This window comes from Paenibacillus caseinilyticus (assembly GCF_027533645.1).
Classification (GTDB): domain Bacteria; phylum Bacillota; class Bacilli; order Paenibacillales; family NBRC-103111; genus Paenibacillus_G; species Paenibacillus_G caseinilyticus.
Genome location: NZ_JAQAGY010000004.1, coordinates 380,522 through 406,956 on the forward strand (window position 1 = coordinate 380,522; position 26,435 = coordinate 406,956).

7 protein-coding genes are annotated in these 26,435 nt (G+C 60.3%); 4 read left to right on the forward strand and 3 right to left on the reverse strand.

Going from position 1 to position 26,435, the window contains the following annotated elements:
* Positions 1–187: 187 nt before the first annotated feature.
* Together O9H32_RS09010 and O9H32_RS09015 are read right to left on the reverse strand one after the other, a co-directional pair.
* Positions 188–724: a hypothetical protein gene (locus tag O9H32_RS09010; RefSeq protein ID WP_269865659.1), complete on the reverse strand. Its 537-nt coding sequence runs from the start codon at positions 722–724 to the stop codon at positions 188–190.
* Positions 725–938: 214 nt separating this feature from the next.
* Positions 939–1,865, reverse strand: a complete 927-nt coding sequence (locus tag O9H32_RS09015) for an NAD(P)-dependent alcohol dehydrogenase (RefSeq protein ID WP_269865660.1) — start codon at positions 1,863–1,865, stop codon at positions 939–941.
* Between the two features lie 161 nt (positions 1,866–2,026).
* On the opposite strand from O9H32_RS09015, the gene O9H32_RS09020 reads away from it, so the two are divergent.
* From O9H32_RS09020 to O9H32_RS09035, 4 genes are all read left to right on the forward strand, one after another.
* On the forward strand, positions 2,027–2,356 hold the full coding sequence (locus O9H32_RS09020) for a PadR family transcriptional regulator (RefSeq protein ID WP_269865661.1): 330 nt from the start codon (positions 2,027–2,029) through the stop codon (positions 2,354–2,356).
* A 13-nt stretch (positions 2,357–2,369) separates the two neighbouring features.
* On the forward strand, positions 2,370–3,233 hold the full coding sequence (locus tag O9H32_RS09025) for a pentapeptide repeat-containing protein (protein WP_269865662.1): 864 nt from the start codon (positions 2,370–2,372) through the stop codon (positions 3,231–3,233).
* Between the two features lie 13 nt (positions 3,234–3,246).
* Positions 3,247–4,491, forward strand: a complete 1,245-nt coding sequence (locus O9H32_RS09030; protein WP_269865663.1) for a serine hydrolase domain-containing protein — start codon at positions 3,247–3,249, stop codon at positions 4,489–4,491.
* Positions 4,492–5,216: 725 nt separating this feature from the next.
* Positions 5,217–7,535, forward strand: coding sequence for a glycosyl hydrolase family 18 protein (locus O9H32_RS09035; protein ID WP_269865664.1), 2,319 nt, complete (start codon positions 5,217–5,219; stop codon positions 7,533–7,535).
* Positions 7,536–7,626: 91 nt separating this feature from the next.
* Here the strand turns inward: O9H32_RS09035 and O9H32_RS09040 are convergent, their stop codons facing one another.
* Positions 7,627–26,430 (reverse strand): SDR family NAD(P)-dependent oxidoreductase, encoded by an 18,804-nt coding sequence (locus tag O9H32_RS09040; protein WP_269865665.1) that lies wholly within the window; start codon positions 26,428–26,430, stop codon positions 7,627–7,629.
* Positions 26,431–26,435 lie beyond the last annotated feature (5 nt).

Sequence of the window (26,435 nt, forward strand, 5' to 3'; positions counted from 1 at the left end):
ATTACTTTGACTCTATAGATACCTCCTCAGCAGGATATAGAGATATATTATATTTATTTTACAAAAATATCAATAGATTAATATTATTTATTTTTTAGTTGAGCAACGTATGAATCTATTGATATCTCTATGGCTGAACACAAAAAGCCCCCTTTGCCCGGTTAGCGGGCGGAAGGCGGGCATAGGATCAGTCAACCGGTATACAAACGGGCGAGCACACCAGCTCGTTGGTCGCGTATTCATACCACTCCATCCAGTCGTTCTCGATAAGGATTCGGTGCACGTCCTCGTTTCCAATGAAACCTGACCGGTGTTGTTGGATAAGCTCGTGCAGTGCCAGCGCCTCCCAGCCCGGGTTGTCCATCGGAAGCAAGCCGGCCGCTCGGCATACTTGTTTCTTTTGCATGCTCCGCTCCACATCCTGAGCACCGGTGGACAGCCTGTCTGCGATTCCAATCATCAGCCGGCGAAGCAGCTCATTCCCCGCGGTCATCTCCATCCCTCTGATCTCCCCGACAAGGTCGAGGATCAGCCGGTCCACTTCCTTTACCTTTCCAGGCAGGAGAGGCCGGATAGAGGAAGCAGGTATTTCCCACCTGCTTTTCCTCCCCTTCTTTTGGTATCCTCTAAGCTCTCCGATGGCTAGCCACTGATAGATGATGCGGGGTTCTTTTCTCAGGATGACGGCGGTTTCTTCGACCGAAAAAAACAGTTCAACATTCATGAGATCCCTCCCGTTCTCTGTTTCTTTGCATATCCTATCTCTGTTTCTTTCCACTTCATCATTGATATATTCATAGCTATGCCTGAGGTTGGAAGGTTATGTCTGCTGCCGCTGTGGATGTGCGGAGCGGCCTGCGGGGCGAGTACCCCCTTTAAGAGGGCTCCCGCTCGGCAGCCCCCTAAGGGGGTTGGTATACAAGTGGTACAAACATAGACTAGATGGGCTTATCCTGTGCTACCGTGATGACGACATTCCCCTTTTTGTGCCCCTTCTCCACATACCGGTGAGCCTCCGGGATATGCTCCAGGGGATAGCGTCTGTCGATCACCGGCTTTACTTTCCCCGCTTCGATGAGCTGTCGGAGGAGGAGTAGATCCTCTTTGCGCTCCCTTGCTACCCCCTGCCCTTCCACGGAAACGTAAGTCCCGTTCGGTGCCAGTGCTTTCTTGCAGCGGGATTTGGAGGCTTTGCCTACGGCATCGAAGATGATATCGTACCGTTCCCCGCTTTGCGTAAAGTCCTCCTTCGTGTAATCGATGACCTGATCGGCGCCCAAAGATTTCACCAATTCGCTATTCGCGCTGCTGCATACGCCGGTCACCTCCGCCCCGAAGGACTTCGCAAGCTGTACCGCGGAAGTCCCTACCGCACCGGAAGCTCCATAGATGAGCACTTTCTGTCCACCCCCGATCTTTCCCTTGCGAAGAAAATGAAGTGCGGTAGTCCCCCCAAAAAGTACGGCAGCGGCTTCCTCATAGGTCGCATTGACGGGTTTGTGGGCCACCAGTCCGTCTTCCTGCAGGCAGATGTACTCGGCATAAGCGCCGAAGCGCATTCCGGTGAAAGCAAAGATCGGATCCCCCGGTTTAAATTGTGTCACCTCTTGCCCTACGGCTTCCACTTCCCCGGCTAACTCCACGCCCAGTATCGCTTTTCTTGGTTTTTGCAGGCCTAAGAAAAGTCGCATGGGAATCCAGTACAAGAGGGGGCTGTGGAATCCCCGAACCCTGCAGTCCCCTGAAGTTACGGTTGTCGCATGAATTTTGACCAGCACTTCCTTGACCTTCGGCGCGGGTTTCTCCACTTCATGCAGCTGAAGGACTTCGGGTGGTCCGTATGTGGTGCACAGCATGGCCTTCATAAGTCACCTCCTAAGAATTTGCGAAAAACGAGCCATATGGATGAATCCAGCATAACGGCTGCAGCTCCTATGTTAAAGATACTACAAACAAAGTATTATAATTAAAACACTACCTTGACTGACACAGTAATATGCCGTACCATACATATGAGGGTGATGATATGAGTGAGAACAAACTTACTTCCGACCTGCTGCGCGGGCATACGGATACGATGATTCTACGGCTCTTGTCCGAGGCTGACCGCTACGGTTACGAGATTGTCAAGCTGATTGCCGAGCGCTCGGGTGGTGAGTACCAATTAAAGGAAGCCACGATGTACTCCAGCGTCCGCAGGCTGGAGGCGGACGGTGATATCGAGTGGTATTGGGGCGATGAGTCACAGGGCGGACGCCGCAAATATTTTAGGATTACCGAGAGGGGCAAGACGACTTACGCCCGCAACAAAAGCAACTGGGAGTATGCCAAACGCATACTTGAAAACTTATTATAGGGAGGTTGATGTTATGAATGAGAAATTGAACAACTATTTGAACGGCGTTTTCGCACCTTACGATGGGGTAACAAGCGCCGCCGAATTAAAGGCCGACCTGCTCTCCGATTTGCAGGAGCGATTCCGTGAACTCCAAGCCGAAGGCAAGGACGATGAAACGGCTTTTGCGATAACCATTGACAGCATCGGCGACATTGAGCAAACGATTCAAGAGATGGCTAACCTCTCCCGCCCGCTGGAACGGCAGGCGGTGACCAACTTAAGCGCGAGCAACCTGCCGAAGAGCGATTTCGGGGGCGTTACCGCGCATAAGGGACAATTCACATCAAGCGTGCTGCGAGGCTCCGACTTCACGAACGCGGACTTGACCGGCAGCTCGTTTGCCAGCAGCGACGTGCGGGATGCCTGTTTCGACGGCGCCAACCTGACCGACTGCAACCTGTCCGCCCTTGACCTTGCGAATGCGAGCTTCAACAAATCCATCCTTGTGCGCACAAGCTTCAGCAAGTCGCGGCTAACCGGAGCCAAGTTCATTGGCGCAAAGCTTACCGACGTTAAGCTGAACATGACCGACCTTAGAAAAACCGTCTTTGAACACTGTATCTTCGACGGCGTTGACTTCACATCTTCCGATCTGACAGGGCAGCGGCTTGACGGCCAAACCTTCATCGGCGTCAAGTTCGACAAAGCGGCGTTGAACGAAGTTTCGTTCAAGGGTGCGACACTCCGGAATGCCTCATTCCAAGGGTCTTTGTTGTCCAAGAAATACTACCGCGACATCAGGACCGTCTGCTTCGACGGCGCAGTCGTGGATAAGCTGACCTATGCCGCGCTTAAAGGCATAGAAGCCGATGTGTCCAAGGTTACCATTCGATAAGGAGGGAAACCAAATGAAGAAGATGACAACGGGACAAAGCAATAGCGGCTTCTCCGAAACAGGGCTGCGCAGAATGCGCGGCGTACTGGCACGGCATGTCGAGTCGGGGAAGATTCCCGGGCTCGTCGCCCTGGTCAGCCGGTACGGGGAAACGCACGTCGAAGCGATGGGCACGATGCGACATGACGGCGGCGCGCCGATGCGCCGGGACACGATCTTCCGGATGGCGTCCACTTCCAAGCCGGTCACGATGGCAGCTGCGATGGTTCTGCTCGACGAGTGCAGGCTTCGGCTGGATGACCTGGTAGAGTCGTGGCTGCCCGAACTTGCCGACAGGCGGGTACTGAAGCGGCCCGACGGCCCGCTGGACGATACCGTGCCCGCGCGGCGGCCGATCACCGTACGGGACCTGCTCACCTCCACATTCGGGCTCGGCATGGATATGACATCGCTGGGCACTCCGATCATGGACGCGATCTTCGAGCAGGGGCTCACGCCCAATCTGCCGGAGCCGATGCCCGGGCCGGACGAGTGGATGCGCCGCCTTGGTACACTGCCGCTGATGCACCAGCCCGGAGAGCGCTGGCAGTACCACATCAGCAGCGATCTGCTCGGCGTGCTCGTCGCCAGGGTCACGGGCCAGTCATTTGAGACGTTCCTGCGCGATCGCATCTTCGATCCCCTGGGTATGAAGGACACCGGTTTCCACGTCCCCGAGGGCAAGATCGACCGGCTGCCGCCCCTCTACGCCCCGAGCCCGCAAACCGGAGAGTTCACCGTGTGGGACGAGGCCAAGGGGGGACTCCACAGCCAGCCTCCGGCGTTCCAGGGCGGCGGCGGCGGACTTTCTTCTACCGTCGACGACTACCACGCCTACTTCCAGATGCTGTTGAATCACGGAATGCATGGGTCCGAGAGGATTCTGTCCCGGCCCGCCGTCCAGCTGATGACCACGAACCGCCTCACACCCGAGCAACAAGCCGCCCGAGACGCCATGGCCAAGAACAACGTCCATCTGTCATTCGGCCAAGGGCAGCACGGCGGCTGGGGCTTCGGGATGGCGGTGCGCACCTACCGCGGCGACTACGCGTCCATCGGCCAGTTCGGCTGGGATGGCGGAAGCGGCACCTCAACCTACGCCGACCCGGAGAACCAGCTCACCGGAATCCTGCTCACCCAGGTCGGGATGTCAACCCCAGATTCAGCGCGGGTTATCCACGATTTCTGGACCACGGTCTATCAGGCCATTGAAGACTGACATCGAGCCCCGGTTCGTCGTTCGTTGGAAGATGTGCCGGAATCTTAAACGAGAACATTCAAATGTAAATAGCAAAGAGGTCGCTCCGGCCGGGGCGGCCTCTTCTTCGGATCCCGGTAATGTTCCGTGGACCACGCATCCTTTGCTGTGAGTTCGTCGAGCACCCGCGTAATCTCCTCCGCCCCATATTCTAACGTTGCATACGTATCCGGCATCTTCTGCACGATTATTGCACCTCCCCATCCGTATCTATCCGCAATCGAATAGTTCTTCCACACGGATCGGATCGGTGCGCCGCTTCCACTGCTGACGTCCGCTGTTATGCCCGACTGCTTTTCTACGTTCCGAGGTACTCCGCACATGCCGCTCTACGCCCTCCCACCAGCCTCCTAATCTGCCCCCTCAGGTTCTCGTGGATCTCCTCTCATAAGAAGGAATTCACATTAAGCCAGCCCCATTTCAAGAATAGGACAAATATACTATGATAATTGGTATATTTTCCTATATTTATAATTACGGATAGTATTATTATATAATATAGTACGAATAGTTGAATTATATAATATATTCATTCATCTTCGTATCGCTGCAACGCATCCGAATTGCAGCCGACTTCGACCTCCCGGAGCGAAAGGAAGTGACACGTTCGTTTTGTAAACGCTGCCACAAAGAAAGGCAGCCCGCTTTCCTCATGCAGTCCAAAATCGAAAGGAGCTACAATAAGGATGAATAACCCATTCGGCCGCCAGTGGGCCAACCGGGCGCGCGTGGCCGCGCTCTCCCTCTCCCTGCTCTCCTCTTCCTTCTCTTATCTCGGCGCCGCGGACGCAGCTGCGCCACGATCCAAGCCTTCCGCAGCCCAGGCCGCGGCAGACGGTTACAAAGTCGTCGGGTATTTTACTTCCTGGGGAATCTATGGCCGCAACTTCCAAGTCACGGATATCGATGCTTCCAAGCTGACGCATATCAACTACGCCTTCGCCGATGTATGCTTCGGCGGCCGTCACGGCAACCCCGCCCCGGATTCGCCTAACAAGAACACCTGGTCCTGCACCGATCCTGCCGTTCCGCTGCAGCGCGGCAGCGTGCCGGACGGCACGATTGTTCTTGGCGAGCCATGGGCGGACGTCAACCAGACGGTGCCCGGCAAGACGTATACGGAATGCCAAGAAGGCGGCTGCGGCAACTTCGAGCGGTTCCGCCAGCTCAAGGCGCAGAATCCTCATCTTAGAACGCTGATCTCGGTTGGCGGCTGGACGTGGTCGAACCGCTTCTCCGATGTGGCCGCAAGTCCGGCTCTGCGCCAAACCTTCGCGAAGTCGGCCGTTACGTTCCTTCGTACCTATGGCTTCGACGGGGTGGATATCGACTGGGAATATCCGGTTGAGGGCGGCATTGCCGGCAACAGTTACCGTCCTGCCGACAAGCAGAACTACACGCTGCTGCTGCAGGATATCCGAGCCGAGCTCGATGCCGCAGGACAGCAGGACGGCAAGTATTACGAGCTCACCATCGCTTCCGGCGCAAGCCAGAAGTATGCCGATAACACCGAGCTCGACAAAATCGCCCAAATCGTGGACTTTATCAACATCATGACCTATGACTTCCACGGGGCTTGGGAATCGGAAACCGGCTTCAATGCTCCGCTCTATTCCGATCCGCGCGATCCTTACGATGCGAAGAAATTCTATGTCGACGGTGCCGTCCAAATTTACCGCAGCAAAGGCGTACCGGGCAGCAAGCTGGTGCTGGGCCTCGGCTTCTACGGCCGCGGATGGAAAGGCTGCGATCCGGGAACGGCCGGCGACGGCTTGTACCAGACCTGCAAAGGCGGCTGGGACGGCAACAAGGTGCCTACCGGAACATGGGATGACTGGGCTTCCGGGAACTCCGGGATTTTTGACTATGGCGATCTCGCAGCCAATTATGTGAACAAAAACGGCTATACCCGGTATTGGAACGATTACGCCAAAGTGCCGTACGTCTATAACCCGACGACCGGCATCTTCATTGGCTATGACGATGTGGAATCGATCGGCCTCAAAACTGGCTATATCAAGCAGCAGGGCCTCGCAGGCGCGATGTTCTGGGAGCTGTCCAATGACTGCCGCACCAGCTCCAAATATGCCTGCTCCGGTCCGAAGCTTCTGGACAAGGTAGCCTCCGATCTACAGGGCGGCACTGTTCCGGCGGACACGACACCCCCTACCGCTCCGGGCAATCTGACAGCGGCCAAAACCGCCAATACGGTTACGTTGAGCTGGAACGGTTCTACGGACAACTACGGCGTCACAGGTTACGAGGTATACAACGGCAGCACGCTCGTTACCACGACCTCTTCCAAAACGTATACTGTCACCGGCCTGACGCCCAAAACGGCTTATACCTTCAAGGTGGTCGCGAAGGATGCGGCCGGCAACAAATCCCCGGCGAGCCAGGTGCAGATCACGACAGATGAGCTGGTTCCCGATGCTGCCGCTCCCAGCGTTCCGGCAGGGCTTGCTGCCGCAGCTAAAACCGATACGTCCGTAAACCTGACATGGACGGCTTCTACGGACAATGTCGGCGTTACCGGCTATGATATCTTCAAGGACGGCGTGCTGGCCGGCTCATCGGCCACGAACGCTTATGCGGTCACCGGTCTTGCGGCGAACACCGCGTACAGCTTCACCGTGAAGGCGAAGGATGCATCGGGCAACCTGTCTGCGGCAAGCGCTCCGTTAAGCGTCACTACGAACGTGGGCGGTGTGGTGAAAGCCACCGGTAAACCGGCGGTCCCATCCGTCACCCACGATAACTGGGATAACGACGGCAGCTATACGATCTCCTTTGATGTTTGGTGGGGCAATAACGGAAGCAGCTGGAAGCTGTATGAGAACAATACGTTAGTGCATACGGAGAATTTGGTGGACAACAGCCCCGGCGCCCAGAAGGGAACGAAGGCGTTCACCGGCAAAGCCAAAGGAACCTATGCGTACAAAGTAGAGCTGATCAACTCGTTCGGCACGTCGACGAGCCAGATTGTGAACGTAACGGTAAACTAAAACGATCTACAGCGAGTTATACGTACTGAAACACAAAAAGGGCCGTATTCCTTTCGAAATGAAAGGAATACGGCCCTTTTGCACGCTTATGTTACCGGGTTCCATGAACCTGCTTCATTTTGTCCTTGAAATCTTGGAGGAAGTCCCCCGTGATCCCCCTGCCGGAATACAGTCTCTCGCTGAATTCAAAGATCCGCTCATACGACTTGGCCTCCGACAGCAGCACCATGTGATTGGAAGCATCCACATCGATGATATGCAGCCGGGGGAACTGTCGCTCCCACTCCTCCCAATAGGCGGCCCGGTCCAGGACCGACGAGTCCTCCGTCGTGGAGAAGAAGGGCTCGAGCTCGCCGAAGATACGCCCGCCTTTGTTGCGGAAATAGTAGCAGGTCACCGACCCTGGATCCGGCAGCGGCATAGCGGTATAACGGTCGAACTGGTAAGCGTGCTGGATCTTGACGTTGGCTTCAATCATAGACTTCAGCTGCGCTTCCGTCTTGGTCAGCCCCCGCCCGCTGCCCAGCCTGATGAGCTGCTGCAGCAGATCTTCCTCGTCCGTGCCGAAGCTGACTTCGTCCCGGTGAATGAGGGTTTGGGCGAATTGGTCCGGCTCCTGGAAATGCTTCGATGCCAGCGCCAGATTGACGGCCTGCAGCACCGCCGACGTTCGGGAGACGGCCCCTTGTTGGAATGCCGGACCGTACGGCGAATCCAGCATGACTACTGTATTTACTGTTTTCCCCAGTTCCTGGAGCTGGCGTACGACTTCATACGCAATCACGCCTCCGAGAGAGTAGCCTCCCAGGTCATACGGACCCTCGGGCTGCACTTGCAGGAGGATGTGCACATAATAAGCGGCCATCGCACCGATGCCTTGGAGCGGAGAACGTCCGGTCATCCAGCCTCTCGCCTGGATGCCGTAGAACGGACGCCGGCTCGTCTGGGCGAGAGCCTGGTACATCTCGACGCCGCCCAAGCCGCCGTGGAACCAGAATACGGGAGATCCCTCCACGCCTTTGTTCAGGAGGATGAGCTCCGGGAATGCTGCCGCATCCACAGGTTGATGGGCGGCACGATTACACTCTTTGGACGAAGGCTGTAGTTCTTCCGCATAAGGCTGGACCGCCGCTTGGACCTCTTCCAGCGTCCGGCATTCCTGAAGCTTCATGAGATCGAAGGACGGGTGAACCTCTCTTTGCAGCTCCCGCAGCAGCTGCATGAGCAGGATCGAATCCAGCCCGTACTCATCGAGCGGCGTGCCGGGATGCAGCTCGGAAGGATGCATCCCAAGCAGACGGGCGATGATCCCCGTAACTCGCTGCGCCAGATCGGCATCCGATTCCGACCGGTCATTGCCGCGAGCGGATACGGCGTCCTTCTTGGCACGGCCCCGTCCGATCGTGTCGGGCAGCGGCCAGCACCTTCTTTGCTCGAAAGGATATGTCGGCAGCGACAGCCTTCTTGGTTGTCTCCCCTGATGCAGGAGCTCCCATGGAATGACGGCTCCTTCCGTCCACTTCCGGGCCAGAACATCCAGCTTCGCCTCGTCAAACAGCGCTTGCAAGCCGGTTTCATGGGCTGTGCCGGACAACGGCTGCCTCGCAGCAGGCCCGGTGACTCGCACTGCCCCGGTAAAGAGCCCCGTGGTCGTTTCGTCGGCTGTATTCCTGCCGGGATTCTGCAGATACACGGTCAAGCCGTGCACCAGTTCCTCCCGGCTCCGTACCACCAGAGCCAGCCTGGCCTCCATAGCCTCCCTGCCTACTTGAAGCGTGTAAGCCAGATCGGGCAGCCGGACATCCTCGGTCTGCTGCACATAGGCCAGCAGCTGCCGGGCGGATTCTTCCAGGCGCTGTGCGTTTTTGGCTGACAGAACCACGATCTGTCCCTCGGGTGAGCCAGACGGGTGAATGGCAGCTTGCTCCGGCGCGGCGTACTCCTCGATGAGCACATGCGCGTTCACCCCGCCGATCCCGTAGCTGTTGATGGCTGCACGAAGCGGAAGCGCTCTGCCATCCTCGTCCCTTAAGGGCTCCCAAGGTTGGTGCTTATCCGTCATACGCAGCAGGCTGCCCTCCAGCGAGATATGCGGGTTCGGCGCCGTGAAGCCTCTCACGCCTGGAATCACCTGATGCCGGATCGCCTGGACCGCTTTGATCAGCGAGGCCAGTCCGGACGCCACTTCGGCGTGGCCCATGACGGGCTTCACGGAGCCGATATAGCAGGCGTGCGCTTCCTGCGGGTCTGGGATTGAGCTGGCTGCAGCCAGTTCCAGATAGCCGGACCTCAGGGATTGGACTTCAATACCGTCGGCCATAGGGGAGGCAATCCCATGCGCTTCGATATACGATACGGTCCGCGGATGAATCCCGGATCCGTTGAACGCCTGCGCCATGGCTGCTTTCATTCCCGCGGCATGCGGCGAAGTCAGGGACATCCCTGCCCCACCATGGGCAACACCGGTTCCCCGAATGAGCGCGTAGATCGGATTGCCGTCCTTCTGCGCCTGGGACAAGGGCTTGATCAGCAGAGCGCCCACCCCTTCGCTCCGCACGAAGCCGTTGGCTTCCGGCTGGAACGACTTCGCCTGCCCGTCCGGACTCAGATACCCCATGGCATCAAATCCGGTGAAGCCGACAGGTGAAATGAGCAGGTTGACCGCTCCGACAATCGCCTGCTCGCATTCCCCCTGATGAATGGAACGAACCGCCCGGTGCAGCGCCACCAGCGTGGAGGAGCAAGCCGTCTCGCAGTATTCGCTCGGTCCCTTGAGATCCAAAGCGTAAGAGATCCGGTTCGGAATAAGGGAAGGCACCACGCCGGTCATGGCCTGCGGATTGTCCTTGGAGATCGACACCAGGCTCATATAATCGCCGGGTCCCGCTGCGACGAACACGCCGGTCGGACGCTGCGACAAGGTCCTCGGCGCCATCCCCGCATCCTCGACCGCCTTCCACACCTGCATCAGCAGCAGCCGCTGCTGAGGGTCCATCGCCTCGGCTTCCCGAGGGGAAATGCCGAAGAAGAGCGGGTCGAAGGTTTCGACGCCGTCGATGAAGCCCCCCCACCGAAGCCCGCTCTTCTCGGGATGGGCAGAATCGCCAAGCTCTTCCCTCCAGTCCCACCGTTCTTCCGGAATTTCCACGATGCAGTTCTGATCCTGCATCATGTTGAGCCAGAATTCGTTCAAGTCCTTGGCCTTGGGAAAGCGGCCGCTCATGCCTACGATGGCTATCGGTTCCGACAGGGAACCGGGGGATAAGCCGAGAGATGAGCTTGAAGAGGAGCCGGGAGAAGCGTTAGTCTCCGGCTGGTCTTCACGTACCTCAAGTGTGGGAACTGCCGGAAGCGTACCCATCATCCCCGGACGAAGCCGGGGCTTCCGGGTCCCGGTGGCAGGCACTTGTACCGGTTCATCCATGAACTGCAAGGGCGGGACTGCGGCCACTTTCACCTCTATCGGAACGGCTGCGTCCTGCTTCACATCGCCCAACTGATCGGGATACTCGGCGATCAAATACTCCGCAACCTCATGCAGGGTTGTATATTCGAAGAACACGGTAGGCGTGAGCTCCAGCCCCAATTCATCATTAAGCCTGTTGGCAAACTGCGTAAGGGAGATCGAATCGAACCCGTATTCGTTCAGATCCGAATGCACGTCGATATCCTCCGGCTTCACCATGAGCAGCTTGGACACCGCCGCCATCAAGACGGCTTGTACGTTCTCGAGCCGCCCAGCCATGTCCTGCTTCGCTTCGGGCGCCGCCTTGGAACGGACAGGCGCGGTGGACGAGCCAGGCAGCAGCCTCGAGCGGATCCGAGACAACTGGCCGACCTGAACCATGACCTGATCCCGGCCCGAAGCCCAGCTCCGGTACAGCGCCTCCATACCTGTCGCTGCCGGCATGGGGACAGTCCCGAGGCTCTGCAGCATGATTTTCTCCACCTCGCCGTCGACCTGCATGCCGCCGTCCTTCCAGAGCGGCCAGTTCACGGAGAGCATGCGGCCGTGCCGCCGCTTGGCGGACGTCAGTCTATTGCGATAAGCGGCGTAAGCATCCAAGAAGGCGTTGGCTGCCGAATAGTCGGTCTGCCCCGGATTGCCCGTCGCTCCGGCCACGGAGGAGAAGGCAATCATAAAGTCCAGCGGGATGTCCCTGCTCGCTTCATCCAGAAGGGCAAGTCCCTGCACTTTGGGCGCAAGGACCTCGCGGAGTTCCGCGGCTGTTTTTTTCTGAAGCAGGTTGTCCCGAATGACGCCCGCTCCATGAACGATCCCGTCGAGCTTGCCATATGCGGCAACAATGCTGCCCAGCAGCCCGGTCACCTGCTCAGCGTCCGTCACATCCACCTGCCTGTACTCGGCTCTGGCCCCGCGGGACTGCAGCTCCTCCAGATCCCCCCGCCGCTCTTCCCCGAGCGGGGAGCGTCCGGTAAGGATCAGGATGGGAGCTTGGACCCGATCCGTGATCTCCTGTGCAAGGAGCAATCCGAGTCCGCCCGCACCGCCGGTCAGGAGGTAGACGCCGCCATCCTTCCAAGGGATGCGGGCCTGCGCCGTATCCTCTTTCAGTTCGGCCCAGCCGCCGCTCCAACGCTTGCCTTGTTGGTAGCGGATCCGCTTGTCCCTTGGGCTTTGGCTGGACTCGATCAGCCGGTCTGCAAGGACCGCGCCGGACTCCTCCGTCTCGATGACCTGGCCGACCAGTTTGCCGTTCTCGCTCTGTGCCGCCATGAGCAGGCCGGACAACCCGGCGAAGGGCTCCCCGTCCTGCAGCGGGACGACGATCTGAACCAGAACCTTACCCTTCGGCTTCTCGGCCAGCAGCGCCTTCACTTCCTCGAAGACCCGGGTGCAGTGGGCTGCAAACCGTTCTCCGGTGGATTCCGGCCCGGACCTCAGCACCAGGCAGTGTACTCCGCTAATCCGGCTGTGAAGGAGGCTCACGGCGTCGGCACCCGTCTCGCATAGAACCACCAGATGCTTCTCGAACTCCTGGGCAGCCCCTTCTACGCCGGAATGCTCGTTCCAGACAGGCTCCAGCATGAGGGTTCCTATCGCTCCCGCATCCGGTGAAGGCTGCGCCGGACTCTCCAGCGTCCGGGTAGAGAAGCTCTTCATTCGGACATAGACCTGGCCGGCATCATCGAACAGGTCGATATCCAGTTTCTGCACCCGGTCCCCCGGCCTGCTGCCTTCGCTGTACCGGATGAGCGCCCATAACTCGTCCGGACTGCCTCCGTAGATTTCCATCTCCTGCAGCGCAAAAGGCAGGCCCGGCTTCATTGGGGCGGATTCCCCGCCGCCGGGACGCATCATCAAGGCAATGGTGGCCTGCAGGGCGGAATCCATCAGGCTCGGGTGAAGGATGAACTCCTTCCCGGCTGCCGCTGCGGCCTCAGGCAGGCTGAGCTTCGCGAGCACCCTGCCGCCCTGCGTATACACGCGCTGGATCCCTTGATGTGCCGGACCGTAGCTGATCCCCATGGAGTCATAGGTGTCATAGATCCGGGCGGGAGTCACCAAGTCTTCGCCGAACTCCGCCAGTAAGGCAGACAGATCCCATGACGGGCGCACTTCGTAACTTTCCTGCAATGCACTGCCCTGGCTGTGCAAGACCGCCGCTTCTCCTGCAGCCGCTTGGCCGCTGCAGACCTCATAATCCAGCTCGCTGCCGTCTCCGGAGAAGAGCTCGACATGAACCTCCACCGGCTTCGCTCCGACAACGATCGGGCGAGCCCACACGACATTGCGAAGCCTCAGGCGTGTCCGGTCTTCCAGCCGGAGCCCGGCGCCATGCTCCGCCGCCGCCCGCGCCATCTCCAGATAGGCCACGCCGGGAAGCACCGGCTGCCCCTTCACCACATGGTCGGCCAGGAAGAACTCCCGGCCGGTGAACACTGAGCTGAAGCGCAGGCCCGTCAGGTCGGAGGTGTTGCGCTGCAGCAGAGGATGAAGCGCCGATGCAGGGGCCGTGACAGGCGCTGCGCCTGTGCGGTCATCCGCTGTCGCCTGAGGCCGCGGTTCAGGCCCTGGCACCCAGTAAGCTTCCCCTGCGAATGGATACGCAGGCAGCGGGATGCGCCCGGGCCGCCCACCGGAATAGAGCCGCAGCCAGTCGATGTGAAGTCCTTTCGTCCAAAGCTCCAGCAGCTTCACGTAATTGCCGCGCAAGATCCATCTGCCGATGAGCTCCTGCATATCCTCATCCGCTTCGAAGAGAGCGATCGTTTCTTTATTGCGCTTGACCTGTCCACGGAACATCCCTTTGACGGATGGCCGGCCATCTGCAAACTCCCGCAGCTTCTCTTCCAGTTCTTCGATGGAAGCCACGAGCAGAGCCATGCGCTCCTCCATCGCCTCCCGTCCGACCTGAAGGGTATAGGCGATGTCAGGCAGGTCCGCATCGCTGAGTCGCTGCTCCCGGATCGCGTACAGCAGACGCCCCGCTTGTTCACGGAGCCGCTCTTCGCTGCGGGCGGACAGCACCACCAGAGCAGGGCCCTGCCGCTCGCCTTGTTTCGTGATGCGGGAACCTGCGGGCGGGTACTCCTCGATGACGATGTGGGCATTGGCTCCTCCCGCCCCGAAGGACGAAATCCCGGCGCGCCGGGGCACTTCCTGCCCGCCGATCACCGGGCGCTGCCAATAAGCGGTTTCCGCCTGCACGGTGAAAGGGGTGGACGCGAAGTCGATGTTCGGGTTCAACCCGTGTCCGTGCATAACGTTCTTCACCAGCGTTTCGTGGCGCATCTGCAGCAGCACCTTCGTCAGCTGCGCGATGCCGGCAGCCGCCTCGGCGTGCCCGATGTTCGATTTGACCGAGGAGATGGAGCAGTACCCCGTGTCCCCGGTGTACTTGCCGAACACATCCGTCAGTCCCCGGATCTCGATGGGATCCCCGAGCGCCGTTCCCGTGCCGTGCGCCTCGATGCAGCTGATGCTCCGGGGGTGAATCCCGCTCTGCGCCAGCGCCTGTTCGATCGCCTGGGATTGGGAGACCGGACTCGGCACGGTATAGCCGTTCGTCCGGCCGGCATGGCTGACCGCCGTCCCCTTGATGACCCCGTAGATCCAATCGTTGTCGCTCACCGCCTCATGGAGCGGCTTCAGGAATACCGCGCCGACACCTTCGGAAGGCACGTAGCCGGTTCCCCCTTCCCCGAAGGCGCGGCAGCGGCCGTCCGATGCACTGAATTGGCCCTGGCACAACGTAATGTACTTGCTCGGATGAAGCGTCAGATTGACTCCCCCCGCGATGGCCATTCGAGAGTGCCCGCTGCGGATGCTTTCGCAGGCCAAATGGATCGCATAGAGGGACGAGGAGCAGGCCGTGTCGACCGTCAGGCTCGGTCCCGTGAAGTTCATGAGATACGAGACGCGGTTGGCGATGGAGAACATCTGGCTCGTCGCCAGGTAGGCCTCTTGTCCGGACTGGCCCGCGGCATCCGCCATATGCAGCTGGTAATTATTGAACGTGGCCCCGACGAATACCCCGATCCCGTTCCCGTAGCCGTCCCTCTTGAGCGCGTCCCGGGTGTAGCCCGCATTCTCCAGGCAGGACCAAGCCACTTCAAGGAAGAGCCGCTCCTGCGGATCCATATACATGGCTTCCTTCGGCGAGATGTTGAAGAACAGCGGGTCAAACTGACGGATCCGCTCCAGGAAGCCGCCCCACTTGCTGTAGCTGAGCCCGCGCTCGACGGCCTTCTTGCGGTCCTCTTCGAAAAAGCCCTCGAGCGGCCACCGGTCGGCGGGAATCTCTTCGATGCAGTCTCTGCCCTCGTACAGATTGGTCCAGAACTGCTCCAGCGTCTCCGCCTTAGGATAGCGGCCGGCGACGCCGACAATGGCGATATCCGCCGGACTGCCGGCAGGCAGTGCGGGAGGCTGCGGCGGACTGGCCGCTGGGCTCGGAGCAGGCGGCTGGACCGAGAATGTTTTGTACAGGGCCTCCTGCATCTCCTCCAGTGCGGCTTCAAGCCTCGCAACCGGCTGCGACTCAGTGCCCGCCGGCCTTGAAGCGCGAGGCTGGACAGCAGCCGATAGGCGGACCGTCTCCGGCACGGCAGCTTGGGACCGCGCAGGAGGTTGAGACGCCATCGCCGTATATTCCGAGGCATCCGGCTGGATGGCAGCGGGTGGATGGGTCGCCTCCGTGATGGCGGCTTGCGGGCTCGCTGGCGATGGCGGCGCGAACGCCGCCGCTCCCGGAGCGGGCGGATTGCTGGAGTCCGGTTGCCGGACAGTCCCCTGTACGTCAGACGCAGGCCGAGTAGAGATTGCCGTGTATCCGGTCGAAACGACTGCAGGCGCCTTATAAGTTTGGGCTATGTACGCGCCCAGCGCTTGAATGCTGTTATATGTGTAGAACAAGGTGCTGTCGAGCTTGCCGATCCACTTCTGGATCTCTTTATTCAGCTGGGTAATCATCAGCGAATCGAGTCCCAGTTCCTCGAAGGATGCCTCATTCTCCATACGGTCGTGCGGAATGCCTGTGACCTCCTGCAGCAGCTCCTTGAGGCGCTCGGCAGCGGCCGAGGCCGTGAGCAGTGGGCCTGCGCTCACTACAGAAGACGGCAGGTCCGCAGCGGATGCTTCCGTGAGTGGCTCTGCTGCTGGTATGAATGCTGCAGACATGCTTGCTGCAGGTGCAATTGCTTCAGCAACAGTGGATGCGGCCATGCTCGCTGCTGGCTCGTTCACTGCAGGTATGCTAGCTGCAGGCACACTCACTGCGGGCACACTTGCTTCAGATGCGGTTGCTCCAGGAACGGTGGATGCAGCCATGCTCGCTGCTGGCTCGTTCACTGCAGGTATACTTGCTGCGGGCACACCTGCTGCAGATGCGCTTGCAGCAACCTCCATGCTCGCTGCTGGCTGGGATAAAGACTCGGCTGCGCCGTTCCATGGCTTTGGAGCAGGCATGGCTTCGACGCTTAAGTTCTCCTCCATCCGTACAGCCTGCGGCTCCACCGCTAACTTCACCCCGCCCTCGGATGGCTTCACCCAGTACAATTCCCTGGCAAAAGGATACGTCGGAAGCCTGAGCTTGTTCGGCTTCTTGTCGCCGAAGAGAAGGCTCCAATCCGGCGCGTAGCCTTGGCAGTAGAGATCTCCGAGAGCCAGCAGCGTCTCCCGGTAGGCTGCTTCGTCGGTGTGCTGGGTACGGCTGCGGAGCATGAGCTCGTCCATATACTGGCGGATCGCCTTCTGGCCGGCGAATTCCCGCGGCACCCGGCCCCTGAAGAGATTCGGCAGCCGCTCGCCCGCAAGAGCCATCCCGTAGACGAGCAGGGCATCCTGCCGGTCCTGGATCACCACAGCGCAGCGGTGGGCCAAGTGCTGCCTGCCCTGCAGCAGCGTATAGCTCATCTCGAGCAGCTGGGCAGCTGGCTGCGTATGCTGAAGATCAGCAGTCAAGTCCCGGATTTTTTCCTCCAAGGCCTCCGCCGTCTTCGCCGATAAGGCCAGCAGATAATACGGAGGACGCTGCTGCGCCGCTCCGGCTGCTGCTGCGCCCTCATAGCTGCCAAGCACCATATGCGCATTAGTCCCGCTCATCCCGAAGGCGCTGACCGCCCCTGTCCGTACCTTTCGGCTTCCGGGTTCCCAGGCCTTCCCTTCTTTGTTGACATAGAACGGGCTGCCCTGCCAATCGATGAACGGGTTTTCCTGCTCGCAGTGAAGGCTGGCCGGGATATAGCCGCTGCGCAGGGAGAGCACCAGGTTCATGAGGCTGACGAGCCCCGATGCGGCGAACGTATGCCCGAAGTTCGTCTTCGCGGACGTAAGGGCGCAGAAGCCTTGCTTAGCCGTATACGTTTTGAAAGCCTGATTCAAGGCGTTGATCTCGACGGGATCCCCCAGCTTCGTGCCGGTCCCGTGGGTGACGATGTATTCGATCTCTTCCGGATCGATCCCGTGCCGGTCGTAGACCTCCCGGTACAGACGGGCCTGCGCTACCCCGCTCGGAGCCGTGATGCCGTTCGTCTTGCCGTCATAGTTGATGCCGCTGCCGCGGATGACCGCATAGATCGGATCCCCGTCCGCTTCGGCCTGCGACAGGCGCTTGAGCACAACCACCGCCACCGCTTCCCCGGGGACCGTCCCATTGGCGCGCTCTTCGAAGGCATAGCACTTGCCATCCGGCGACACGATGCCGGCCCGGCTGATCCCCTCGTAAGCCTGAGGGGTCAGCAGCAGGTTGACGCCTGCGGCAAGCGCCGTATCGCATTCCCCGCTCCTAAGGCTCATGCAGGCCTGATGCGCGGCAACCAGTCCGGACGAGCAGGCGGTGTTGATCGCCATGTTAGGTCCGGTCAGGTTCAGAACATACGACAGCCGGGCGGCCAATACGGCCGTATGGGTCGAGGTGATGCTGCCCTGCTCCCTTGCGAGCAGCTGGTAATCGCCGTCTTCGACACCCACGAACATGCCGATCCGGCCCTCCTTGATCTGCTCGGCTCCGTACCCTGCATCCTCCAGCGCCTTCCACGACTCCTGAAGCAGGAGCCGCTGCCGGGGATCCATGCTCTCCGCTTCCTTGGGCGGAATATCGAAGAACAGCGGATCGAACTCCGCTGCCCCGGGAAGGGTGCCGCACCACCGGCAGTGAACCGGCTCCGACTCTGTCCCTGCTGCCCGTGCATGCTGCTGCCAATCGAACCGTTCGGCCGGAACTTCCTGTACCGCATGGATCCCTTCGGCCAGAATCTTCCACATCTCGCCGGTGTCACGGGCACCCGGGAACCGGCCGCTCATGCCGATAATGGCGATCGGCTCTTCCTGCGGACGGGCAGCCTCTTGGCTCCGTCGCTTCACCCGGCGGAACATTGGCCGTTCCTTGTCGGGATAGGATTCCTTCAAATCTTCGTTCGCGGCTTCACTCGAAGCCTCACTCGAAGCTTCATTCGAGACTTCATTCATAGCTTTCTTGGAAAATTTAATCGAAGCTTCCTCCGCTTCAAGATGCCCACCTGTTGCGTCGGAACCTTCCCGGTAGAATGCCTTGACCGTCTCCAGCCGTTCGGAAGCGAAGTAGCCTGCCAAGCTGTGGAGGGTCGAGTGCCCGAAGAAGACGGCAGGCGTGATGTCTGTACCGTAATGCTGTGTGAGCTTATCGGCAAAAGCCGCCAGCAGGATGGAATCGTACCCGAACTCCGCGAGGTTTTCGTGCACATCGAGCTTGTCCCGCGGGATCTTCAGCTGAACGCTGACGAGCTCCTTCAAGTCTCTTTCCAGACACTCTTCGAGGCTCATGCCTCTGTATTCCTCACGCCAGCCTCTGCCTGCCTGAATCGGCCCGGATGCCGGCACCGAAGCGGCCGCTGACTCCTCTGTAAGTCCCAAGAACCGGTAGACCCGTGTGCGCTGGCCCGCCAGCACCAGATGCTGCAGGTCCGCTTGCGACAGAGCGCGGTCCAGCATGTCCATGCCCTCTGCCGCTTCCAGCAGACGCTGGCCGCTGGATTTCAGGTACATCTGGGTCGAGCTCTCGTCCGCAAAGCCCATCCCCCCGTCCTTCCACAGCGGCCAGTTCATCACGACGGTCTTACCGGGAAGGCCCTCTTCCCTGCGGTAGCGGGCATACGCGGTTTGGAACCGGTTGGCGGCTGCATAGTCGCAGGACCCAAAATCCCCCAGAACCGCTGCGGAGGATGAGAAGTAGCATACAAAGTCGAGCGGTTCGCCTTGAAGCAGCGCATCGAGGACAAGGGTTCCTTCGATCTTGGGCGAGAGGACCTGCTCCACCTCTTCGATCGTTTTCTCGAGGATGGTAACCCCGCTGGTGACTCCCGCCGCATGAAGTACCCCATGGATCGGCCCGAAACGTTCTTTGGCCGCACGCAGCCCTTCCTTCATGGCGGATTCATCGCTGATATCCGCCTGCACATAGTGGACCGGGCTGCCCGAGCGCTCCAACGCAGCCAGCCGGGCGCGCCGTTCTTCCGTCAATGGCGACCTGCCCGTCAGGATCAGGTTCACGTGCTGCTTGCCGGCGATATATTCCGCAGCCAGCAAGCCCAGTCCCCCGCATCCGCCGGTCAGGAGATAGGTGCCGTCCGGCTTCCAGACGCTGGCGCCCAGCTCCAGCAGGGTCGGGGTGATCCGGCATACCTGCCGCCTGCCGCCCTGATACAGCACGCCGGGAACATGCGGTACGCCCAGCTCCGCGCACAGACCAGGCAGCGCTTCCGCCAGCACTTCCCTGCGATTCCGTCCCTGTCCGTCTACAGCGGCCGCCGTTACCTCCATCTGCGGCAGAACGAGGCCCAGCGAGCGCGCGATGCCGATCCACGATTCGAGGTAGCAGCGCTGGAGAGAGTTCTCATAGCTCCCGGCCAGCAGCAGCCTTGCAGGCCGGATTTTGGAAATAGACAGCGCCTTGAGCAAGGAGACGACCGGATGATAATCCGTCGCCAGCTCCGCCTCCTCCAGCGGCCAGAGATAGAGGACCGCATCGATGCTCGGGTAGTCCGCCCCGATGCTGCGGAGCGTACGTACATAAGAGTCTGCGTTGGCCGCGTTAAGACGGTACTCGCGGGAGGTGAGCTTGGCATCGTCCGAATCCCGCGAGATGCAAATGATCTCCGCCTCCGCTCCGGCTGCCCGGACCACTGATTCGCGGACCGCCTCTTGCTGTTCCCTCTGGGACACGAAGCATACGATCGTTCTCGCGGTAAGGGAAGAAGCCGCCGGCAAGGCCTGTTCCTCCCATGTCTCCCGGAAGGTCATCAGCTCGTAGGCTTCCTGGGCTGCGCCGGCTGCGTCCGCAGTCCGAACCGCCCCTTCGGACTTCTTCACGAGCAGCGAGCGATCCTGCATTTGCAGGACGGCCTTCCTGGCGGATTTCCTGTCTTGGGCCGCAGGGCTCTCTCCTGAGATCCAATACGTATCCCTGGCAAAAGGATACGCCGGCAGCTCGGCGATGCGTGGCTCCGCACCTCCGTATAGCTTCCCGCCGTCCAGCTCATATCCCTGGCAGTAGAGGTCCGCCAAGGCGCATAGGGCTTCCCGGTACGAGCTTGCTTGTCCCTCAAGTTCCCCTGCCCCGGCAAGAAGGTCGCCGAGATACTGCTGAAGGAGAGGCTGGCCGGCGAAGTCCCGCGGCACCTTCCCGTCGAACCGGTTCGCCAGCCGGTCCCTGCCGCCGCTGCGGCTCCAGGCCGACACGGCGTCTTCCGCATCTCTCACAACGACCGCGGTACGGCAACCGAAATGCTGCCTTCCTTCGAGCAGGGTATACGCGATATCGAGCAGCTCTCTCCGGGATAGCTCCTTGCTGCGGCATACGCTGATCATGTCCTGCACCTTGTCTTCAAGCGCTTCCGGCGTCTTCGCCGAGAGCACCAGCAGGAAGAACGGGGGCACTGCTGCAGGCTGTTCCGTTCGCTGCGCCGTATAGCTTTGCAGCACCATATGTACGTTGGTCCCGCTCATGCCGAAGGCACTGACGGCTCCGGTGCGCGGACCCTCCGCCCGCTCCGGCCACGGCCTGCTCATCTTGTTGACATAGAACGGCGTATCCTGCCACGGGATAAAATCATTTTCCTCCTCCACATGAAGGCTCGCCGGAATCGTCTCGTAACGGAAGGACTGTACGAGGTTCATCAGGCTGACCACACCGGATGCCGCGAAGGTATGGCCAAAATTGGTCTTGTTGGATGTGACGGCGCAGTATCCCCGCTGCGGAGTATATTCCTTGAACGCCTGATGAAGCGCGTTCATCTCCACCGGATCCCCCAGCTTGGTCCCTGTTCCATGGGTTACTACATATTCGATCTCACCCGGGTCTACGCCGGACCGGTCGTACACGGACTTCAGCAGCGCGGCTTGGGCCGATCCGTTCGGAGCGGTAATGCCGTTGGTTCTGCCGTCATAATTGATGCCGCTGCCCCGGATCACCGCGAGAATCGGATCCCCGTCCGCTTCAGCCTGCGATAACCGCTTGAGCACGACGACCGCCACCGCCTCCCCCGGGACGAGTCCATTGGCCCGCTTGTCAAAAGCATAGCACTGGCCGTCCTTCGACAGCATGCCGGCTTGGGTCATGCCGATATAGGGCTCCGGCGTCAGGAGAAGGTTCACCCCTGCGGCCAAGGCTGTATCGCATTCGCCGCTGCGCAGACTCAGGCATGCCTGATGTGCGGCAGCAAGGCCCGAGGAGCAAGCCGTATCCAGAGCCAGGACCGGACCCGTGAGATTGAGGAAGTAAGACAGCCTGGCCGCCAGAATGGCGTTGTGGTTGGACGTAATGCTGCCTACCCCTCCAGTCAGTCGCTGGTAATCGCCCTGCTCGGCGCCGACGAACATGCCGATGGTGGAGGCCTTCAGCCTGGAAGCGACGTAACCCGCATGCTCGAGTGCCCTCCACGCCTCTTGGAGAAGCAGCCGCTGTCGCGGGTCCATCTCCTCCGCTTCCTTCGGCGAGATCTCAAAGAACAGCGGATCGAACTCACCTGCACCCGGGATGCTGCCGCACCACTTGCTGTCGGTTTTGCCCGGGGCTTTGTCCCGCGCATAATACTCCTCCCAGCGGAACCGGTCGGAGGGAATCTCTTCGACCGCGCTCTTCCCTTGGGCAAGGAAGGCCCACATTTCCTCCACCGTTCTCGCTCCCGGGAACCGTCCGCTCATCCCGATAATGGCAATCGGCTCGGGATGGTCCTGATCCGCCCGTGCATCAGCGGTGCGAACCGTCTGCTTGCCGGCTGCCTTCCGGACAGGAGAAGTGACGACCGCCAGGGCAGAGTCCGGTTCGCGGTAGAACAGCTGGAGGGCACTCTCATGCTCCCTGAGAAAATACTCGATGATCTTGTCGATCGTCGAATGGCCGAAGAACAAGGCCGGCGAGATCTCGATGCCGTAATGCTTGGTGAGGACAGCGGCCAACCGGGACAGGCTGATCGAGTCAAAGCCGAAGTCGGCCAAATTCTCTTCCGGATCCAGCTGCTCCGGCGGGATGCAGAGCAGCTGCCCGATCCGTTCTTTGAGGTCCCGCTCCAGGCACATCTTCAGGCTGAGTCCGCGCAATTCCTTGGTCCATCCCCTGCCGGAAAAAGCGGCATGGACGCCAGCAGCAGCGGCCGCCTCCAACTCCGCAGTCTGTGGTTGCTCCGGGCTCCATTCGGCACTTTCCGCCGCCATACCCTCTTCGGCCCCCTTCTGCGTCGTCTCTCCCTGACGGGCCTTCTCACCGATGAAGTAACGCTCTCTGGCAAAAGGATACACAGGGAGACGGATCCGGCGGGGCTTGGCCTCACCATACAGGAGGTCCCAATCCCAGTCTCCTCCTCGCGCCCACCCTTCGGCTATCGCATCGGGGTCCCGTTCTATGCTGCTAGGCATCATGCTCATGCCATGAGGCTCTTGTTCAGCCGAAACGGAGGCTTCCCTGCTGCTCTTCCTTCCTCCGCGGTACACTCCGCTGATCTTCTCCTGGCCGTTCAGATACTGCCCGAGCTTCTCGCGAAGTTCCTCGAAGGAACCGGCGAGTACAGCCACACGCGCTTCCATCGCTTCCCGCCCCACCTGAAGCGTATAGGCGACATCGGCCAGGGAGCTGTCCGGATGCTGCTCCTCCCGGAGCCATGCCAGCAGCTCTTCCGCTTTTGCCCTCAGCCGCTCCTCGTTCTTGGCCGACAGCGGGATGACCGCCGGATGCTCCGGGGAGTATGCGAACTTCCAGGTACTCCGGGCAGCCGCCTGCGGTATGTATTCTTCCAACAGCACGTGTGCATTCGAACCGCCCGCCCCAAAAGAGGAGACGCCAGCCGTTCTCGGCACTACCCTGCGTTTGCCTTGTAAAGTAACCTCGGGCTGCTGCCATGCTTCGAGCCTGCGCTGCAGCACAAAAGGCGTCTTTCCAAAGTTGATATTGGGGTTCGCTTCCTCCGCATGCAGGCTCGGCACCAGGGTCTGATGCTTCATCTGGAGAATGATCTTCGTCAGACCCGCCATCCCGGCAGCGGCTTCCAGATGCCCGATATTGGATTTGGCCGAACCGATGGCACAAAATCCGGTGTCCCGCGTATCGTGTGCGAAGGCCCGGGTGAGCCCCGTAATTTCAATGGGATCCCCGAGTTCCGTCCCGGTGCCGTGGGCTTCCATATAGCTGACATCCCTGGCGTCTATGCCTGCTTTATCCAATGCTGCCCGGATCAGCTCCGCTTGGGCCACGGGATTCGGCACGGTGTAGCCGTTCGTTTTGCCCCCGTGATTCACACTCGTGCTCCGGATGACCGCGTGTATCGGATCCCCATCCGCCAGGGCGCGAGACAAGGGCTTCAGCACGGCCGTACCGACGCCTTCGCCCGGTACAAACCCACTCGCACCCGCGCCGAAGCTCCTGCATTTCCCATCCTTCGAGAGCATCTTCTGGCCGGACAGGAGCGAATAATTCGATGGATGCAGATACAGATTCACTCCGCCCGCCAGCGCCATCTCGCATTCTCCCCGGTGCAGGTGCTCGCAGGCTTCATGAATCGCCGTCAGCGAGGAGGAACACATCGTATCGACCGGCATGCTCGGACCGTTCAGATTAAGAAAGTACGACACGCGGTTCGCGGCAGAGCTGAAGGAAGTATACGGGTGCGAAGCGTCTCCCTTCCCCCACAAGCCGGGGCCATACAACGCATACCCGGTCTTCGTGATGCCGGCGAACACGCCGACCCGGCGGTTGTGCTTCTCGGCCAGGAGCCTGCGGGTGTAGCCCGCATCCTCCAGTGCTTCCCAGCACGATTGGAGGAACAGGCGTTCCTGGGGATCCATGTTCATCGCTTCCCGCGGGGAGATATTGAAGAACAAGGGATCGAACTCGGCATATCCCTCCAGGAAGCCTCCCCACCGGGAGCAGCTCATGCCCCGCTCCGCCGCCTCCTCGGGATCGGGATGATAGAAGCCGTCCATGGACCAGCGCTCCGCCGGGATCTCGGTTATGCAGTCCTTTCCCTCCTTCAGATTCTCCCAATACTGGCGGAGGTTCCGTGCCTGCGGGTAGGCTCCGCTCAGCCCGATGACGGCGACCGGCTCCCAGGCTTCCTCCGGCTGTGGATCGGCCTCGGCAGCCACAGGCGAGGTCCTGCTTCTGTCCTTTCTCCAAGAAACGAGGACAGGGAAATCATCCTCTTCGCCGCCGGAATCCGCTGGTGCTGCCGCTTCATCTTGCGGAGTCTCGGTCTGCCCCGCCTGTCCCGCCCACCGCAGGCAGTTCTGCGGATGCTCCGAGCTTAAGTATTCGGCGAGCTCACCCAAGGTTTGGTATTCGTAGAACAAGGTTTTGGACAAGCCGCCGAAGACCGCTTCCAGCTTCTGGTTCAGCTGATTGATCAGAAGGGAGTCGATACCGTAGCTCTCGAGCGGCTCGCGCAGATTAATCTTGGAAGGCTCAAGGGCCGTGGCCTCTCCGAAGAGGACCTTGAGGCAGTGCCCCGTTGTCTCCTTCAGCGAAGCGGATGCCGCTTGCGTGCTGGCGGCTGCAGGGGATCCTGCGGCCTGCGGCCCTCCTCCGAAGGAGAGCAGCTCTTCCCTGATCGGGTCCGCGCCCTTCGGAATGACCAGCACCTGGTCCCTTCCGAGAGCGAGGCTCTGGTATAAGGCCTGGAGGCCATGCCCCGTCTCCATGGCCGTCATCTCCCAGTGCTGCCTCATCCGCTGTTCATCCGCCTGCATCCCGCCTTCCTTCCACAGCGGCCAATTGATGGATAGCGTGACCCCTTGGCACAGGCCAGAAGATACCCGTTCATTGCGATAAGCGGCATAGGTATCCATGAAAGCATTGGCTGCCGCATAATCGGCCTGCCCGGGATTGCCGAGCGCTCCTGCAAGCGAGGAGAACAGCACGAAGAATTGGAGCTGGGCCCCCCTGCTGGCCCGGTCCAGGTTGACCAGCCCCGACACCTTGGGCGCAAGCACCCGGCGGAGGTCCTCCCTCTTTTTGGTGAGGATGAAGCCGTCGCTGACCGTTCCGGCACTGTGAAGAATGCCGTGGAGACCGCCGAAGTCTGCCAGGATGGACTGCACCAGCGCTTCCGCCTCCGTACGGCGGGAGACGTCGGCACGCTTGTATTCCACCACGGCTCCGGTTCCTGATAGGAGCTCCAGTTCCCTCTCCCGTTCTTCGCTCAGCTGCGACCGGCCGGCCAGGATTACGGTCGGCCGCTCGGCCTGCCGTACGATCTCCCGGGCGACGGCCATGCCGAGGCCGCCGGCTCCTCCGGTAATCAAGTACACGCCTTGCTCCTTCCAAGGGTGCGGCGCATGGACCGGCAGGGCCTCTTCTTCCTTCCATCCTGCGGCCCAGCGCTTCCCGTCCTGATAGCGGAACCTGCCCTGCGCCGCGAATCGGCTGTTAGCTTGAAGAAGACGGGCGAGCTCCTCAGCCCGCGCATCCGCTCCGACTTCAATCAGCTGTGGAATCAGACGGGGCTGTTCCGCATGAGCCGTCCTCAGGAAAGCGTACAGGCCCGAGAGGAGCCCCTGCTGCTCCTCGCCGGAGAGGACGAGCTGGAGCAGCACGCTCCTCTTCGGCATCTTCTTCAGCAGGCCGCTGACAACTTCGTGCAGCTGCGCTGCGCAGTGCTCGAAGCGCAGATCGGCCTCCATCGAAGAGTCCGTATCCTGCAGCCGCACGATCTCCGCCCCATGCATCCGGCTCAGAAGCTCTTCATCTGCCCCTTCCCACCCGCACGGTATCACGAGGTGCCGGTCATATTCGTTCCTTGGGTAATCCAGTGGAAGTTCTAATGGAAGCTCTGATGGAAACTCCAATGAAAGCTCTAATGGAAGCTCCATCTCCCTCCAATAGGGAGTGAGCAGGGATACCGGGAATTCCGTCCTGCCCGTCTCCTCTGCAGACCATTGATCTTCATTCTTCCTTTGATCTCTCATCCTTT

Excerpts from the sequence above, each read along its gene's own strand:
- O9H32_RS09010 (WP_269865659.1), bottom strand. The coding sequence starts at position 724 with ATGAATGTTGAACTGTTTTTTTCGGTCGAAGAAACCGCCGTCATCCTG.
- O9H32_RS09015 (WP_269865660.1), bottom strand. The coding sequence starts at position 1,865 with ATGAAGGCCATGCTGTGCACCACATACGGACCACCCGAAGTCCTTCAG.
- O9H32_RS09020 (WP_269865661.1), top strand. The coding sequence starts at position 2,027 with ATGAGTGAGAACAAACTTACTTCCGACCTGCTGCGCGGGCATACGGAT.
- O9H32_RS09025 (WP_269865662.1), top strand. The coding sequence starts at position 2,370 with ATGAATGAGAAATTGAACAACTATTTGAACGGCGTTTTCGCACCTTAC.
- O9H32_RS09030 (WP_269865663.1), top strand. The coding sequence starts at position 3,247 with ATGAAGAAGATGACAACGGGACAAAGCAATAGCGGCTTCTCCGAAACA.
- O9H32_RS09035 (WP_269865664.1), top strand. The coding sequence starts at position 5,217 with ATGAATAACCCATTCGGCCGCCAGTGGGCCAACCGGGCGCGCGTGGCC.
- O9H32_RS09040 (WP_269865665.1), bottom strand. The coding sequence starts at position 26,430 with ATGAGAGATCAAAGGAAGAATGAAGATCAATGGTCTGCAGAGGAGACG.